Origin of the sequence: Aliiglaciecola lipolytica, assembly GCF_018860635.1 — a bacterium.
In the GTDB taxonomy this organism is placed as follows: Bacteria; Pseudomonadota; Gammaproteobacteria; order Enterobacterales; family Alteromonadaceae; genus Aliiglaciecola; species Aliiglaciecola lipolytica_A.
The window spans coordinates 21,342-36,595 of the sequence record NZ_JAHKPT010000018.1 but is presented as its reverse complement, the minus strand read 5'-3'; the positions used below and the strand labels follow the sequence as shown (position 1 = coordinate 36,595).

The following is a 15,254-nucleotide window of genomic DNA, read 5'->3' as shown; positions in this document are numbered from 1 at the left end:
GGGCTAAAGCACCCGCCTACGGGGTAGGGGAGATTATCTTTGTAGCATGGTCTTCAGGCCATGGAATCCATGTAAAACGCTGCGGGGCTAAAGCACCCGCCTACAGGGGAGGGGAGATTATCTTTTTGTAAGCCATAATTTATTCCGTGGGTAATTTTCGTCCTTTTCGCCAGCTAAGAGTACTTGACCAATTGTGTTGGGAAGTTATAGCCTTTAGGTTTTGCCGCTGTAAACTGTAGATGTCTAATTTTAATCGTTTGCTTGTTACACTTGAGATGCTTAGCCAAGACATTTTGGAAGAATTGAACTCGCCAGAAATTCAGCAAAACCAGCATATTTCGATTCAGTATTTAAAATTGATTACACAGTATTGGAAAACCTCCTTGAAGTTGGCGGAAAGTGCCACAGACTTGACTGAAAAAGGCTTTTCTTATGCCATCACAGAAAAGGGCATCTGCGAGCATCTAGTAAATAAAAAGATGTTATTGATACAAAATCGGTTATTGGAGTATGTGGTGGAGTATTACAACACCAGTATTCGAATTGAAAAACTTCGTGATGTGGACTTTTCCGAAAATGCAGACAAGCGATTTGATTTATTAACTACTCGTGCTGTGAAATATAGGTCTCAGTATAAAGTAGTAGCCAAAGCACTAGATCCTGTTGAGTATCAAAGACTAATAACAGGAATAGGGCTGGCTGCATTCGATTGGAGTTGGCAAACGGTAACTTCTCCTTAACTACCGAACAATGGTTAATTTCACTACTATTTGGGTAATGCTATTAATTTTATCACTTAAAATACCTATCCAATTTCCTAACATACTGAAAAATAGAGATTATTAATTCTGGTTCGTTTATTGCTGAAACATTTCAAATTGGTTAATTCGTAAGGCCTATTTAAGGCTAAAAATAATAATTGGAGCCAACCTATGTACAACGACGAAGATTTGAATCAGGCAGTGGAGGCCGGTATTTTTACTGACGACTCTGTCACTAAATTCAAAACCCATATTGCTCATTTAAAAAATACCTCAATGGCTGATGAGGAAAACTTTCGATTAATTACTGGTTTTAACGATATTTTCGTGGTTATTGCCAGCGGGTTACTCTTGGCGTCAATCGCTTTTCTCGGATATCATCTTTCTCCTATGCTAGGGACGATCGGGGTTGCTATTGCATCATGGCTTTTAGCTGAATTCTTTGTGGTGAAGCGCAGAATGGCATTACCTGCAATTATGTTGTTGCTGACATTTTTAGGCGGCGTTTTTGCCACTCCCTTAGTGAACTACCAACAACCTTCTGAAATTCCATTCCTAGTTGCCGGTTTGCTTAGCGCCTTTGCCGCTGTGCTGCATTGGAAGCGTTTTCGAGTGCCTATAACAGTCGCCGCTGGAGTTGCAGCACTGAGCAGCAGTATGATCGCTGTTATATTGGCAGTGTTCCCAAGCGCTGTTGGTTGGGTAAATGGTTTGTTGTTAGGTGTTGGTTTAGCTATTTTTGGTTTGGCCATGTATTGGGATGCCTCCGATCGCAACCGGCAAACCCGTTCATCTGATGTGGCATTTTGGTTGCATTTGGCCGCTGCGCCGCTAATTGTGCATCCTATATTTACTTCTTTAGGCGTATTGCAGGGGGTAGGCGGTGTGTCAGTTTCTTTGGTGGTGCTTGGGCTGTATGTTTTGCTAGCGGCAATATCTATTGCTGTCGATAGACGCGCTATTATGGTGTCTGCATTGGTCTATGTTATTTATGCGTTCTCTACATTATTAGAAACTTACGGAATGGTAAGTTATAGCTTTGCAATCACTGGTTTGTGTATTGGCGCAACCTTATTGCTGTTATCTGCTTTTTGGCAAGTTAGTCGCAGACAAATATTGAAAGTTCTACCGGCTCAAGTACAAGGTTTATTGCCTGACGCGCAAAGCTAGTTTAACGGAAATACCCCACAATGGTTTTTGGCTATTGTGGGGTAGTATTGGCGGTTTTTTGTGATCCTTTAAGAGACTCATTTAAAACCTGCATTTCTACAGCGGTTAAATTTCGCCATTGACCAGGATAGAGTCGAGACAGATCAATATGCATAATACGAGTGCGCTTTAATTTACTCACTTCATAACCTAAAAATTCACACATACGACGAATTTGTCTGTTTAAGCCTTGCGTCAAAATAATTTTAAATTTGTATTTTCCTAAAGGACTAACCTTACAGGGTTTAGTAACAGTGCCCAATATGGGCACGCCAGAAGCCATACGCGTTAAAAATCGTTCACTGATAGGTTGTGTGACGGTTACTTCATATTCTTTGTCATGGGCGTTCTCAGCACGTAATATCTTATTTACTATGTCGCCGTCGCTGGTGAGTAAAATCAACCCTTCGGATGGTTTATCTAAACGACCGATCGGAAAAATGCGTTGTTTGTGTCCAATCGCATCAATGATATTTCCCTTAACATGTTTCTCTGTGGTGCAGGTGATACCAACTGGTTTATTGTAGGCGATATAAATACGGTCGGATTTATTATTCGGCGTGGCACCAATTAACTTTCGGTCAACCCTGACTTCATCTCCATCAAAGACTTTAGTGCCCAATTCTGGAATCTTGTTATTTATGGTGACCCGATTTTGTTCTATGAGTTTGTCAGCTTCACGGCGTGAACATAAGCCTGTTTCACTGATGTATTTATTGAGGCGTTTGCCTTGCGCAATTGTCATAACTGATAAAATTGTTTGATGTCAGAATTTTTATGGTGGTTAGTGTAAGCGTTTTGTCGTAAAACTGATATAGCGACTGATTCTGTTATCACTTGATAATATGCGCAACCGCAAGGGATGTTCCTGATGCGGTTGCATATTTGGCATATTCTATTTATTAATGTGCTGATTAATAAATTCTTCGAGCGCAGCATATACTTGTCTTCGTCCCGCCTCTTGAAACAGACCATGTCCACCTTTTTCAAAGTTTATGTAGTCCACCTTTTTACCTACGGCTTCAAAGCTGGCGAGCATCGCTTGGGCATTTTTAACCGAAACGATGGAATCTTTTTCGCCGTGAATTAACAATACATCTGATTTGATTTTGTCTGCATAATTCACTGGAGAGAATTGAGCTAGCTCTCGAGCGTTGGTGCCTAGGACTTTTTCAAAATAACCTCGGCCTCCATGACTCTTCATGTAAATGCTATCAGTATATGCATAGTTTAAATCGTAAATACCAACATAGCCTATGGTGCAGTTGTACAGTTCAGGCTCGCGCACACTGGCCATCAATGCTGCATATCCACCATAACTAGCGCCATACACACACATTTTTTCGCCGTCTACATATCCTTGGCTGACAACATATTTAGTGGCGTCGGTGATATCTTTTATCATCTTACCACCCCATTGCCGATAGCCCGCTTGTTCAAACTGTTTACCATAACCACCAGAGCCGCGGAAATTAACTTGTAATACCGCATACCCTCGGTTAGCTAAAAACTGCACTTCACTATTAAATTCCCATGTTTCACTTATACCGTGGGGACCACCATGGATAACGACGACCATAGGGGGTTTTTCATTTTCCTTTAGTGCTAATGGCATGGTCAAGTAACCATGGATTACCATATTGTCTTCAGTGGTGAATTGAAATGCTTGCATTGGTGCCATAGTGCGCGGGTCTAGCCAAGAGCGGTTCGACCAGATAAATTCTGCACCCATTTTTTCAGTGTCAAATATGTAGTATTCGCCTGGATTGACATCACTAGAGACACGCACCAACAGCTTTTTCCCATCTCGAGTTGAACTCGTGATGTTAACTTCCTGTTCACCGAAGGCCTCAACTAACATCTTATGCAGCTTGGCGGTTTTGTTTTCCTCTACATAATGATATTGCGGTTTACCCGGATAAGAAATACCAACTACCGGCATATTGGTTAATGGCTCCCGATTGGTATAAGCGATATCGGCTACCATATCGTCAAAAATCGGACTAAGTTTTTTGCTGGTGAGGTCTAGTACGTAATAAGTATTTAAATCTCTTTTTCCATAACTACCCGTTAGTAAAATCTTTTTGCCATCATTGCTGGTTCCAGTTGGTACTAGGTCTTTGTTGACCCCCAAAGCATCTACAATTTCTAGCCATCGTGAATCACGTTTTTCTCTATATGCTCCATGAACTTCTAAATTTTCATCATGCCATTTGATAAAATTAATTTCGCCAAATTTGTTGGCGATAGCGTGAGCTCCGGGGTGGGGAAGCACCTCGACTTTAGTTTTGCGGCCGTTGAATATATTTAACTTAGAAATAACTGAGTGTTTTTTGCGTAAGTCGTACCACTGGTTATGTTCTAAGGTCCAAGGGTGTTCCAATATTAAGATGTTTTTTTCGTCATCTACCAACAAGCTAATTATTTCGGGCGTGGCGTAACTGGCTTCGCGTTTTTTTGTTCTTGTACTGCGATCGCCATTCTCTCTCGCTCTCCAGCCATACAACATTTCTTGTTTACTGCCATCAACATTAATCGCAAATAACTCTCCGGTTGCAATTGGCGCATCATAGCGTAAACGTTTTTCTGCAAACTGATATACCACTCGTTCATCGCTGACCCACTGAGCCGAGTGAATTGCATCCCCTTCTTTTGGCCGAACGCCTCCCACTATTTTCATATTTTTGGCATCTAAAAAGACTAAACTTACCTCACCTTCGTGTTGTACTCGTGCGAGTAGGTGTTTGCCATCGGGGGAGATGGTCATATCTAAATAGTCACTGTGTTTGGAGAATTGATCTATGGGCAGTTTGCTTGCTAATACAGATGAACAAAATAGTAGCAACGCAAAAATTAAGCAGGTTTTCATATAAGCTTCCTTAGCTTCTTCCTTGATTGTCGATAGTGATTTCTCCATATTCCTTATCCAAAAGGACGACTTCGGAGAATATCCAAACCTTAACGAAAATAGACAAGATTGACAATTTATTTACCCAAAACTGTACTTTTTTTGTGAAGTGTTTTGTGCGAAAAAATGAACGTACATTAGAATGGAATAATTGCTTTAGGGCTTTGTAGAGTGGTTATTATTAAACAATAAAAAACCCGATTAAAAAATCGGGTTTTTTTATAGCTTAACTAAAAGTAATATTTACTTCTTAGCGTTACGCGCTTTAGTTTCAGCGATAACTTTTTCAGCAACGTTTGCTGGACAAGGCATATAGTGGCTGAATTCCATTGAGAATTGACCACGGCCAGATGTCATTGTGCGAAGTGATCCGATATAACCGAACATTTCAGAAAGTGGTACGTCGGCTTTAACGCGAACACCAGTAACACCTGCTTCTTGGTCTTTAATCATACCACGACGACGGTTAAGGTCACCAATTACGTCACCAACATGATCTTCAGGCGTAAACACGTCTACTTTCATGATTGGCTCAATAAGTTGAGGTCCGGCTTTAGGAATCGATTGACGGAATGCACCTTTAGCTGCGATTTCGAACGCAATTGCAGATGAATCCACGGCATGGAATCCACCGTCGTATAGTTCAACTTCAACATCTAACACAGGGAAACCAGCAAGAACACCAGTTTCCATCATACCTTTAAAGCCCTTCTCGATAGCTGGGAAGAATTCTTTAGGAACGTTACCACCAACAACAACTGATTTAAATGTAAAACCAGAACCTGGCTCACCAGGACGGATACGATAGTCAATTTTACCAAATTGACCTGAACCACCTGATTGTTTCTTATGGGTATAAGAATCTTCGATAGGTTGAGTAATAGTTTCACGATAAGCTACTTGAGGTTGACCAACTTCTAAGTCAACGCCATATGTACGCTTAAGAATATCAACTTTGATATCCAAGTGAAGCTCACCCATTCCTTTAAGAATGGTCTCACCAGAATCTTCATCCGTTTCAACACGGAAAGATGGATCTTCAGCAACCATTTTACCGATAGCGATACCCATTTTCTCAGAACCACCTTTATCTTTAGGTGCAACAGAGATAGAGATTACCGGCTCTGGGAATACCATAGCTTCTAGCGTACAAGGGTGTTTAGGATCACAAAGTGTGTGACCTGTTTGTACGTTTTTCATACCTACGATAGCGATGATGTCACCAGCTTGTGCGCTGTTTAATTCGTTACGGTCGTCTGCTTGCATTTCACACATACGGCCAACACGTTCAGTTTTACCAGTAAACGAGTTAAGAATAGTGTCACCTTTATTCAATTTACCTGAGTAAATTCGAACGAAAGTCAAAGCACCGAATCTGTCATCCATAATTTTAAATGCTAGTGCACGTAATGGCTCATCAACAGAAACAGTCGCTACTTCACCAGTCTCAACACCTTCTTCGTCAGTCAAAGGTTGAGGATCAACTTCAGTCGGGCTAGGCAAATAATCAACAACGGCATCTAGTACTAACTGCATACCTTTGTTTTTGAAAGCTGAACCACAGTATGTTGGGAAGAAAGACATGTCACGTGTACCTTTACGGATACAACGTTTAAGGTCTTCAATAGAAGGCTCTTCACCATCCATGTAAGCCATCATTAGATCGTCGTCTTGTTCAACAGCAGTTTCAACTAACATTTCATGGTATTCGTTAACTTTATCAACCATGTCAGCAGGAACATCTTCAATTGTATAGTTTTCAGGAAGACCTGTGTCATCCCAGATGTAAGCCTGTTTAGTTAATACATCAACTACACCAACAAAATCATCTTCTATACCGATAGGAAGCGTCATAACTAGTGGTGTTGCTGCTAAAACATTTTTAACTTGTTTAACAACACGGTAAAAGTCTGCACCCATACGGTCTAGTTTGTTTACGAAGATAATACGAGCTACTTCAGATTCGTTCGCATAACGCCAGTTAGTTTCTGATTGTGGCTCTACACCGCCAGATCCACAGAATACACCGATTCCGCCGTCTAGAACTTTAAGTGAACGATATACTTCTACTGTAAAGTCAACGTGTCCCGGGGTGTCGATTACGTTAAAACGGTGATCTTTCCAGAAACAACTTACAGCAGCTGATTGGATAGTAATCCCGCGCTCTGCTTCTTGTTCCATGAAATCTGTTGTTGATTCACCGTCATGTACTTCACCGGTTTTATGAATTTTACCGGTAAGTTTTAATATACGTTCGGTGGTGGTAGTTTTCCCCGCGTCAACGTGGGCAAAAATACCTATATTTCTGTAATGAGATAAGTCTGACATTGGTCCACTCTGTGTCTAATAAAAAATTGCGCGGCATTATACAAAAATTTTCGACAGGTTACATTGTTTCATTTGCTTTAAAAATCAACAGTTTAAAAATTAATTCAAGATTTGTTGAAAAAAGCCTTTATTTTCAGTTGGTTAAATGACCAATAAAGGTACTTTATTATTCTTAAAATAGTGTAGATATTATGAGTTTTATGATTTTAATTAGTTAAAATGCGTGAAAAGCGCGGAAAAAACACTTAATTCTCTAATTTTAAACCGCTTTTAAGCCATGGGCATGACACGATTTCTTCCAAGACGTTTTGCTTCATACAATAACTTGTCGGCTGTTTCGATAAACTGACTTGAATGTTCATTTGCTTGCAACTGGGCCACGCCAGCAGAAACCGTTATATCCCCTAAAGATTGGCCAGTTCGACGGTCTTTTACGGTGATTTTTTCGATATTTCGGCGCATAACATCGGCCATATGCCGAGCACGGGATTGATCAAGTCCTGGCATGATGACCGCAAACTCTTCTCCGCCGTAACGAAATGCTTGGGCATTTTCCCGGCAGCAGCTTTGTATCTTTTTCGCCACCGCTTTTAGTACTAAATCACCCATTTGATGGCCGTAGGTGTCGTTTATTTTTTTAAAATGGTCGATATCAATTAACGCTAGACTGCACTTATCTAGTTTTGTTTTACTGCTAATTTCAGAGTCGAAATAACGACGGTTGCATAATCCGGTTAACGCATCATAAAGCGCTTCTTGTTGACTGGCTTGCAACTGCGATTTAAGCCGCACTATTTCTTTTTCTGCACTGGCCAGAGCGCCATTGAAGCTGATGGTACTTTGTCTGATCACTTGCGATTCTTTGACCATATTGCGCACTAAGCCTAACACTTCCTCTACTGTCCAGCCTTCTTTTTCAACCTTGCTCAAATCGTCGATACAGGCGTCCATGAGGTTTTTATAATCTTGGGTTTCCGATTTAGTGTCTTTGAGGGATTGCGATAATTCAATCATCATACCTTCAAGAGACTGGCGTAAATCCCAAACATTCACTTCTTCTTTATCAGAAATGTAACTACGATAGAGATCTTTAGCCTTGAGTTCCGATATTGGAGAATCACTTTCTACAGCGGCATCTAACTGCTCATTTAATTCGGGAGAGTCGTTGCTGACATAGGTGTACCAAAGGGCATAATTGGTAGGGACGGCAGAAATTTTGTGTTTAACCAGCAAAGGGACGGTTTGTTTGAGGATGACAAATGACTGTTCAATATCTTTGGCTGACATACCTATCTCTCTGCTGTGTTAGATTTTTTCTTTGAGTCGCTTTTAGTCGGCAAGTTCTACATAAAACATACCGACTTCTGCTTTTATAACTTTGACCCTACTTCCTGCCGAAATAGGGTGGGAACTTTTCAACTTCCATTGCACTCCAGAGAAGTGATAATACGGATTTTCGGTAGCAGAAACATTTTTTTCTAACAAAAAATCATGACCAATTAAATCACTTTGGGCTGGTTTAGTATCAACGTTTTGTTGAATATTTTTAAGTGGCTTCCACAGCAATACAGCACTAATTGCCGTTAAAATACCCACTGTTAACGTAGCACTCATTAGCGTATCTGGAATCAATCCAAGATACAAAAGAGCGCCAGCGGCAACACAGGCTAAACCCACAAAAAACATTATGAAAGTTGCGAAGCCTAAAATAGCAATTTCTATGGCTAACATGACTAAACCAAGCACAATTAAACTTTCCGCCAAATTGTTACTGATTAAATCCATGCCTAGTTTCCTTTGTTCATGGAATTAATGACCGTCATAGCTTGAGCAACGACTGAGGCGGGCTCTGTTGCGCCATCCGGCAGCAGAATAATAGATGATTCTTTGGCTATTGCTTGTTTGGCTTCGATAGCTTTTGTGGCGAGATCCAATTGTATGGCTTTTTGCCCTTCAACGGTATTAGCCTCTACACCAACTTTACGCAAAGCTTCGGCCTGCGCTTCGGCAACGGCAACAATGGCTTTAGCTTCACCTTCAGCTTGCAATACTTGTTCTTCTTTATCAGCTTCTGCGGCTAATACTACAGATGCTTTATTACCTTCTGCACGGTTGATTGCAGCTTGTCTGTCGCCTTCGGACTCTAGAATTTGAGCTCGTTTTACGCGCTCTGCTTTCATCTGAGCTTCCATTGCTTCCATTACTGATTGTGGCGGAACAATGTCTTTAATTTCGTAACGAAGAACCTGAATACCCCAAGGGCCGGCTGCATCATTTATTGCTGCTACGATATTGGTATTGAGCATGTCACGCTCTTCGAACGTTTTGTCTAATTCCATTTTACCCAGTTCAGAACGCATGGTGGTTTGGGCTAATTGAGTAACTGCAAAAACGTAATTATCAACACCATATGTTGCTTTATACGGGTCCATTACTCGAAAATACAAAACACCATCTACAGATAAAGATATGTTGTCTTTGGTTATGGCACTTTGTTCTGGAACATCTACAGCTTGTTCTTTTAAGGAGCGATCTGCGGCAACGTTGTCGATAAACGGAATAATGAAATTTAAACCCGCTTCTTTGGTAGATTGAAATTTTCCAAAACGCTCGACTAAAAATGCGCGATTCTGAGGCACGAATTTAATTGATGATTTGATGAGTACAATAACAAACACTAACAACGCGGTTTGTACGGTAAAGATATAGTCGAATAAGAAATCCATGTGCTAATACTCCTAGATTACGTCTTTTAGCTAAATTAATTTGAAAGATTGGCATGTTTTATCCCACTATTTGCCAAACTAAGCAAATAAACAGATCAGCTTTTGTCACTAGTTTAATATAAATGGGTAAGATTATGCACCTTCGTTCACAATTCGACACAAAAAAAGGGCGCTTAAAGCGCCCCCTATTAATAACATTAGCTGTTTAGGCTAGCCTAAGTTTAATGAACCCACTTATGTTGTTTGGCTTTTTCATGAACTCTCGCTTCCGTTTCTTTAGGCATAAAACTTTGATTATCTTGTTCAAAGAAAAACGGTTGTCGCTTATGTTTGCTGTTAACTTCGTTCATGGTTGCCGCGTCGTAGATACGACCATTGATCACGGTATAGTCTACATACTCACTGCGCCTAATATCGGCTAACACGTTACCGTCGATAACCACTAAGTCTGCTACTTTTCCTACTTCAATGCTACCAATCTGTTTATCCATACCCAAATGTTTCGCACCATCAATGGTCCCACCTCTTAGGGCTTCCCAAGGCGTAAATCCACCTTGTTGCATGGACCATAGCTCCCAATGTGCGGCTAAGCCCTCTCGTTGACCATGACCACCGATATGGATACTTACGCCGTTGTCTCTTAGCTCTTTTGCATAAGATGCCACATTAAAATGGTTATATTGATTGTCTGGCGCCGTAGGTCGGCGAATCGAACGACGATCGATAATATAAGATGGCGTGTAACGCATCAAACGAGGATTCTTCCAAACTTCAGTACGGTCGTACCAATACTCTTCTCCCATTAAACCACCATAGGAAACGATAAAGGTTGGTGTATACCCCGATTTGGTTGCCGACCATAATTTGGTTAAGTCATTGTAACCTTTGGCAATGGGCAGTGAGTGCTCTAAGCCAGTGTGGCCATCTACTACCATAGTGATATTTTGCTGTAGTTTACCGCCACCTTCTGGCACTACCATCATTTCCAGTTCTCTTGCCGCAGCTAATACTTGTTGGCGCTGATCACGACGAGGTTGATTATAACTTTTAACCGAAATTGCACCGACGTCTTTGAGTCGCTGTAAGTGATACTTAGCATCATCAAAACTTTTGATGATTGCTTTGTAACCCAATGCTTCTGCGCCGTACAAGATCGTACCGGTAGAGTAAATGCGAGGTGCAACGATTTTGCCTGCTTTTTGTAACTCAGCCGCGGAAAAAATTTCAGTGGTGTCGTTTGATGGATCGTGAATAGTGGTCACACCAAACGCTAGATTAGAATATTGACTCCAATTTTGCTGGGGAATAATTTCGTTACTGCCCTGGGATCCATGGGCATGGGTATCTATTAAACCAGGAATAATGGTTTTTCCTTCAGCGTTAATAATAAATGCTGAATCAGGAATCTCGATATCGTCAACTTTGCCAATCGCTTCAATTTTGTTGCCGTTAATTAAGACAACCGCATTTTCGATTATCTCTTGTTGATTATCTGCATCACGCATGGTGACGACGGTACCGCCAACAATGGCCTTATAACCTTCTGGTTTATCAGATTTTTGACTGAATGACAGGCTAATGCCTTCGCTAACGGGTTCTGGCAAGGTGGCTGGTGCATCTGCGATAAAATCAAAAGCGTCTTTCAAATCTCGTTCGAAATAATAAGGGCCGTGATACCACGAAAGTGTTTTATTATCTGGGGACCAAGTGAGATATTCACCGGCTCGACTTGAAACTTGTTTAATTGGCGTTGCAGTACTTGATGGTCCGATATTTTGACGTTTCCCCATTTCCATAAATGGCGCAACGTAGGCATTGTACTGATGCACAAAAGCAATCCATCTCCCATCATGGGATAATCGATATTCGCTAATTTTGTCGGCACCATATAAATGTTCACGGAGGTCTTCACCGTTTAAATCAACACTGACTAATTGGGTTTCGGTGTAAGGAGTACCGCCAACGACAGCGGTAAAATATACCCGCTCGTTTGAGCCTGCAAAATGCGGGGCACCGCCACTTTTAGAAATTCGAGTATGGGTCTTGTCATCTAAGTTTGTAACATATAACCCCGGTTCAACTGACCACTTAGGGGTAAGTAAATATCCTCCAGTGGTTTTTCTATAAGTTACCATTTCACCGTCTAACGAAAAGCTAGGTTCAACATAGTGACCTGGATTGTTTGAAATAACTTTACCTTTGCCGCCTCGAGCAGACACGATTCTAATCGTTCCTAAATCTTGGTCATTCCATGTGGTATAGACGATTTTCTTCCCGTCATTTGAATAACGAGGGAAATATTCATCATGGTCATTTTGTTTGGTTAAGCGTTTTACTTTGCCTGATTTTAAGTCTTTGACATATAACTTGCCTAGGGCCTGATAAAGAATATTTTTTCCATTTGGTGATTTCTGAGCCCAGCGTATCATTTTTACGTCAAACGAATCTGGTGCGACATCCACATCAAAACGCAGCGCATCTGCATATTGTGCTGTTGTTGATAGGTTTACTGGAATGTCTTCAATTTCGAGGCTATCTACATTGAGTTTGTGAAACTTACCTGCGGTCCAAAATACTATATTTTCAGAGTCTGGGGTCCAATCAAAATAGGCAAAATAGCCTTCACTACCGAAGCCTTCTTGCATATCTCGCTCAAGTTCTTGAAATAAAACTCGTTCGCTGCCATCTGACAAGTCTTTAACAAATAATGCCGTTCTGTTCTTAATCCTACGAATAAACGCTAGCTTTTTACCATCGGGAGAGGGAGTGGGAACAATTGCGCCACCAGTGCCGCTAACAAATCTCTCCTCATCACCGTTTTCTAATTCATAACGGCTAATCGCAAAAATCGATTTCAAGGGATCTCGGTTGTAACTAAATGTCGAGCCTCCCGTAATGTCTTGGGTAAAATAAACATACTTTCCATCGGGAGAAAATGCAGGATCAGCGATATTTTTTTGATCTGCTTTGCCATTGACTCTTGCTTTGATTTGAACGCCATCGCCACCAGAAAAGTGATACATCCAAATTTCGCCAGCAGGGATACTACGACTCGACATTATGCCTTTGGTAGCAAGAATATATTGTCCGTCAGGACTCCACTTTGGAGAGTGCATAATGTTATTTTTTTCGGTGGTGACTTGGGTTAATTCACCACTGTCTAAATCCATCATCCAAATATTAGACAACCCACCTCGGTCGGAGCTAAACGCGATTTTTTTGCCATCCGGACTAAACGCAGGTTGAATATTCCAAGCGAAATCTTGAGTGAGCGCTTTTGCTTCACCACCTTGGCTATCAACAATGAAAATGTCTCCCAAAGTGTCGAATGCCATTTTTTTGCCATCGGGTGAGATATCTAAACTTGACCAAGTAACTTCGTCAGTATCAATTTTAGTTGAAGACAATTCGAAAGGGGGATTAAGTACATCCCAATCTTGTTTTTCAGTTGAAGGCGAATCTGTTTCCGCATCTGCATTTTCTTCTTGTGCCGCAAATATATGAGCAGAAAACAAAATAGAAATGCTGAATAGTAAGTAGCTTACTGTAGCGCTTCTGTTTAGTGTATTCATTGAGAATTCCTGTCGTTTTATTATTAGTTTTGAAATTCACTTTATAAGCAATAAAGTTCATATTCTGTCCTGTTGAAGCGTCAACACTATACACTTTAGATTGATTGACGAAAATGTTTCAGGGGTTGTACGCAGGCGTTTAAATGTATGCTTAAAGGTACACTTTGTCTATATAAGGCCGTTTGGCATTAGCAATTTAACTTACATTAGATAAATATCTAGGGTGGATTAGCGCTTGCACCAGTAACTCTGTAATAGGGTAACCAGTGAGTTGTTCAAAATGTATGAACATTGGACTGGGATTTGCCTCTAAAAAATAATAATTGCCTTTGTTGTCACGTCGCCAGTCAATCGCAGTCCAATGCATATTAAACGCCTGAGTCAAGCGTTTGGCCAAAGCGACAATCTTAGAAGGGGTCTTGGTGGGAATATGGATTGGATTTGATTGCAGTCTAAAGTCGACCTCATCACTGACTATTTCTGCACTGAAAACCTCGGAACCAATGACATATGTACGAATGTTTGTCCCTTCAATATATTCTTGAATTGTCACAGGCGCATATTTTAAGACTTTATGAAGATGTATCGAACTGAGCAATTGTTCATCTATTAAAGTGGCATGTGAGCCGCCATAAACAGGTTTGAATAATAATTTTTTATAGTGTTTTGCAAACGCAAGAATATCTTTGATTTCATTACCAATATAGGTCTGTGGGATTAATGCGCCCACTGTTGATGCCTTATGTAATTGCCGAGGTTTGACTTTGTGAGAATCAAAAACTTGCCATGAATTAACCCAGCGAATACTGGTCTCATCGAAAAAAGTCCGTAAAGCGCTTGAGCTATCACTCATGGCGATTTGATACAAAGAAGGGTTGGTATTAGCTACCAAGCTAGGCGGTCCAACACTGCTCCAAAAAACACTGTCGATTTGTGCAAACTTATAGAAGGTAGAGTTTAACCGCAACCCACCTTTGGCTAACATCGGGTCCCAACTAATACTGTGGCAAGAAGGGTAAAGTGATGTGTCAAATAATGCGGCTTCAACCCCTGATTGATGGCATGCTTGAAGCATATGTAATGCGTGACAGTCTTGGCTGGCACCTAAAATAATAACGACCGACATAACACGTCCTGTAATTTTTATCGAAGTTAAATTTTCAGATATAGTGAACTACCTTAACAAGGTAGTTCACCACTTTATGGCTTAGAACCAATTACCAAAACTGCCGCCTTCTTCGCCAATTGCCATGGTTGTTTCCATGGGTGGTTTAATTGGTGAGCGGGAAGGCAACTTGGCATCTTTCGGCAGTTGAATTGCGAGCGAACCCGCAGCAACTTGCTCGGTAGATAAATTGTTAAGTTCCATTTTTGTATTGAATGGATGTTCCATTTCATTCTCCTTGTAATATTTACTTTAGTAATTTGTCGTACATCATTGTACTGACAATATGAGTATGGCTAATATACTCAAAAAGTTAACTGTACTAGAGTACAGTTTTAAGCTGTTTCATACGCATTTGGGAACAATGAACGCAGCATTTTTCGATTGTTTATTGCTAACTTTCTAAAAATGTTAGTGCAATGAAATTTCACCGTCCGTTCGCTGATAAATAATTGATCAGCGATTGAACGGTTACTCAAACCTTCGCGCACTTTATTGGCCACTTGTGCCTCTCTTTTAGATAGTTTGTTTTGGTACAACTCCAACATGTTTTCCATTGTATTTTTCCTTAAATAGTAGGTTGAT

The 15,254-nt window shown here is 40.7% G+C and carries 12 protein-coding genes; 2 read left to right on the top strand and 10 right to left on the bottom strand.

What is annotated here, in order from left to right; all coding sequences use genetic code 11:
- The first annotated feature begins 239 nt into the window (after positions 1-239).
- Positions 240-740, top strand: a complete 501-nt coding sequence (locus tag KO530_RS08260; protein WP_216047951.1) for a hypothetical protein — start codon at positions 240-242, stop codon at positions 738-740.
- A 192-nt stretch (positions 741-932) separates the two neighbouring features.
- A complete protein-coding gene (locus KO530_RS08255) occupies positions 933-1,931 on the top strand; it encodes a hypothetical protein (protein WP_216047950.1) in 999 nt (332 codons plus the stop codon).
- A 31-nt stretch (positions 1,932-1,962) separates the two neighbouring features.
- On the opposite strand, the gene rluF is transcribed toward KO530_RS08255, so the two are convergent.
- The 10 genes from rluF to KO530_RS08205 form a co-directional block, all read right to left on the bottom strand.
- Positions 1,963-2,715 (bottom strand): 23S rRNA pseudouridine(2604) synthase RluF, encoded by a 753-nt coding sequence (gene rluF / locus KO530_RS08250; protein WP_216047949.1) that lies wholly within the window; start codon positions 2,713-2,715, stop codon positions 1,963-1,965.
- A gap of 150 nt (positions 2,716-2,865) precedes the next feature.
- Positions 2,866-4,839 carry an alpha/beta hydrolase family protein gene (locus KO530_RS08245; RefSeq protein WP_216047948.1) on the bottom strand — a complete coding sequence of 658 codons (1,974 nt, stop codon included), beginning with the start codon at positions 4,837-4,839 and terminating at the stop codon, positions 2,866-2,868.
- A 282-nt stretch (positions 4,840-5,121) separates the two neighbouring features.
- Positions 5,122-7,206: an elongation factor G gene (gene fusA, locus KO530_RS08240; protein WP_216047947.1), complete on the bottom strand. Its 2,085-nt coding sequence runs from the start codon at positions 7,204-7,206 to the stop codon at positions 5,122-5,124.
- A gap of 270 nt (positions 7,207-7,476) precedes the next feature.
- Entirely contained in the window at positions 7,477-8,493 is a 1,017-nt protein-coding gene (locus tag KO530_RS08235; RefSeq protein ID WP_216047946.1) for a GGDEF domain-containing protein, read from the bottom strand.
- Between the two features lie 42 nt (positions 8,494-8,535).
- Complete coding sequence (locus tag KO530_RS08230) at positions 8,536-8,991, bottom strand: NfeD family protein (protein WP_216047945.1); 456 nt, start codon at positions 8,989-8,991, stop codon at positions 8,536-8,538.
- Between the two features lie 2 nt (positions 8,992-8,993).
- Entirely contained in the window at positions 8,994-9,932 is a 939-nt protein-coding gene (locus tag KO530_RS08225) for an SPFH domain-containing protein (RefSeq protein ID WP_216047944.1), read from the bottom strand.
- 221 nt (positions 9,933-10,153) lie between these two features.
- Positions 10,154-13,504 carry an amidohydrolase family protein gene (locus tag KO530_RS08220; protein WP_216047943.1) on the bottom strand — a complete coding sequence of 1,117 codons (3,351 nt, stop codon included), beginning with the start codon at positions 13,502-13,504 and terminating at the stop codon, positions 10,154-10,156.
- Positions 13,505-13,700: 196 nt separating this feature from the next.
- The gene (locus KO530_RS08215) at positions 13,701-14,630 is read right to left on the bottom strand and encodes an ATP-grasp domain-containing protein (RefSeq protein WP_216047942.1); all 930 of its coding nucleotides are present in this window, start codon (positions 14,628-14,630) and stop codon (positions 13,701-13,703) included.
- 81 nt (positions 14,631-14,711) lie between these two features.
- Positions 14,712-14,897 (bottom strand): hypothetical protein, encoded by a 186-nt coding sequence (locus KO530_RS08210; RefSeq protein ID WP_216047941.1) that lies wholly within the window; start codon positions 14,895-14,897, stop codon positions 14,712-14,714.
- Positions 14,898-15,004: 107 nt separating this feature from the next.
- A complete protein-coding gene (locus KO530_RS08205) occupies positions 15,005-15,226 on the bottom strand; it encodes a response regulator transcription factor (RefSeq protein WP_216047940.1) in 222 nt (73 codons plus the stop codon).
- Positions 15,227-15,254 lie beyond the last annotated feature (28 nt).

What these genes read in the sequence shown, in the direction of transcription:
- rluF (WP_216047949.1), bottom strand. Translation starts at nt 2,715, where the DNA reads ATGACAATTGCGCAAGGCAAACGCCTCAATAAATACATCAGTGAAACA.
- KO530_RS08225 (WP_216047944.1), bottom strand. Translation starts at nt 9,932, where the DNA reads ATGGATTTCTTATTCGACTATATCTTTACCGTACAAACCGCGTTGTTA.
- KO530_RS08230 (WP_216047945.1), bottom strand. Translation starts at nt 8,991, where the DNA reads ATGGATTTAATCAGTAACAATTTGGCGGAAAGTTTAATTGTGCTTGGT.
- KO530_RS08220 (WP_216047943.1), bottom strand. Translation starts at nt 13,504, where the DNA reads ATGAATACACTAAACAGAAGCGCTACAGTAAGCTACTTACTATTCAGC.
- KO530_RS08215 (WP_216047942.1), bottom strand. Translation starts at nt 14,630, where the DNA reads ATGTCGGTCGTTATTATTTTAGGTGCCAGCCAAGACTGTCACGCATTA.
- KO530_RS08210 (WP_216047941.1), bottom strand. Translation starts at nt 14,897, where the DNA reads ATGGAACATCCATTCAATACAAAAATGGAACTTAACAATTTATCTACC.
- KO530_RS08260 (WP_216047951.1), top strand. Translation starts at nt 240, where the DNA reads ATGTCTAATTTTAATCGTTTGCTTGTTACACTTGAGATGCTTAGCCAA.
- KO530_RS08245 (WP_216047948.1), bottom strand. Translation starts at nt 4,839, where the DNA reads ATGAAAACCTGCTTAATTTTTGCGTTGCTACTATTTTGTTCATCTGTA.
- KO530_RS08255 (WP_216047950.1), top strand. Translation starts at nt 933, where the DNA reads ATGTACAACGACGAAGATTTGAATCAGGCAGTGGAGGCCGGTATTTTT.
- fusA (WP_216047947.1), bottom strand. Translation starts at nt 7,206, where the DNA reads ATGTCAGACTTATCTCATTACAGAAATATAGGTATTTTTGCCCACGTT.
- KO530_RS08205 (WP_216047940.1), bottom strand. Translation starts at nt 15,226, where the DNA reads ATGGAAAACATGTTGGAGTTGTACCAAAACAAACTATCTAAAAGAGAG.
- KO530_RS08235 (WP_216047946.1), bottom strand. Translation starts at nt 8,493, where the DNA reads ATGTCAGCCAAAGATATTGAACAGTCATTTGTCATCCTCAAACAAACC.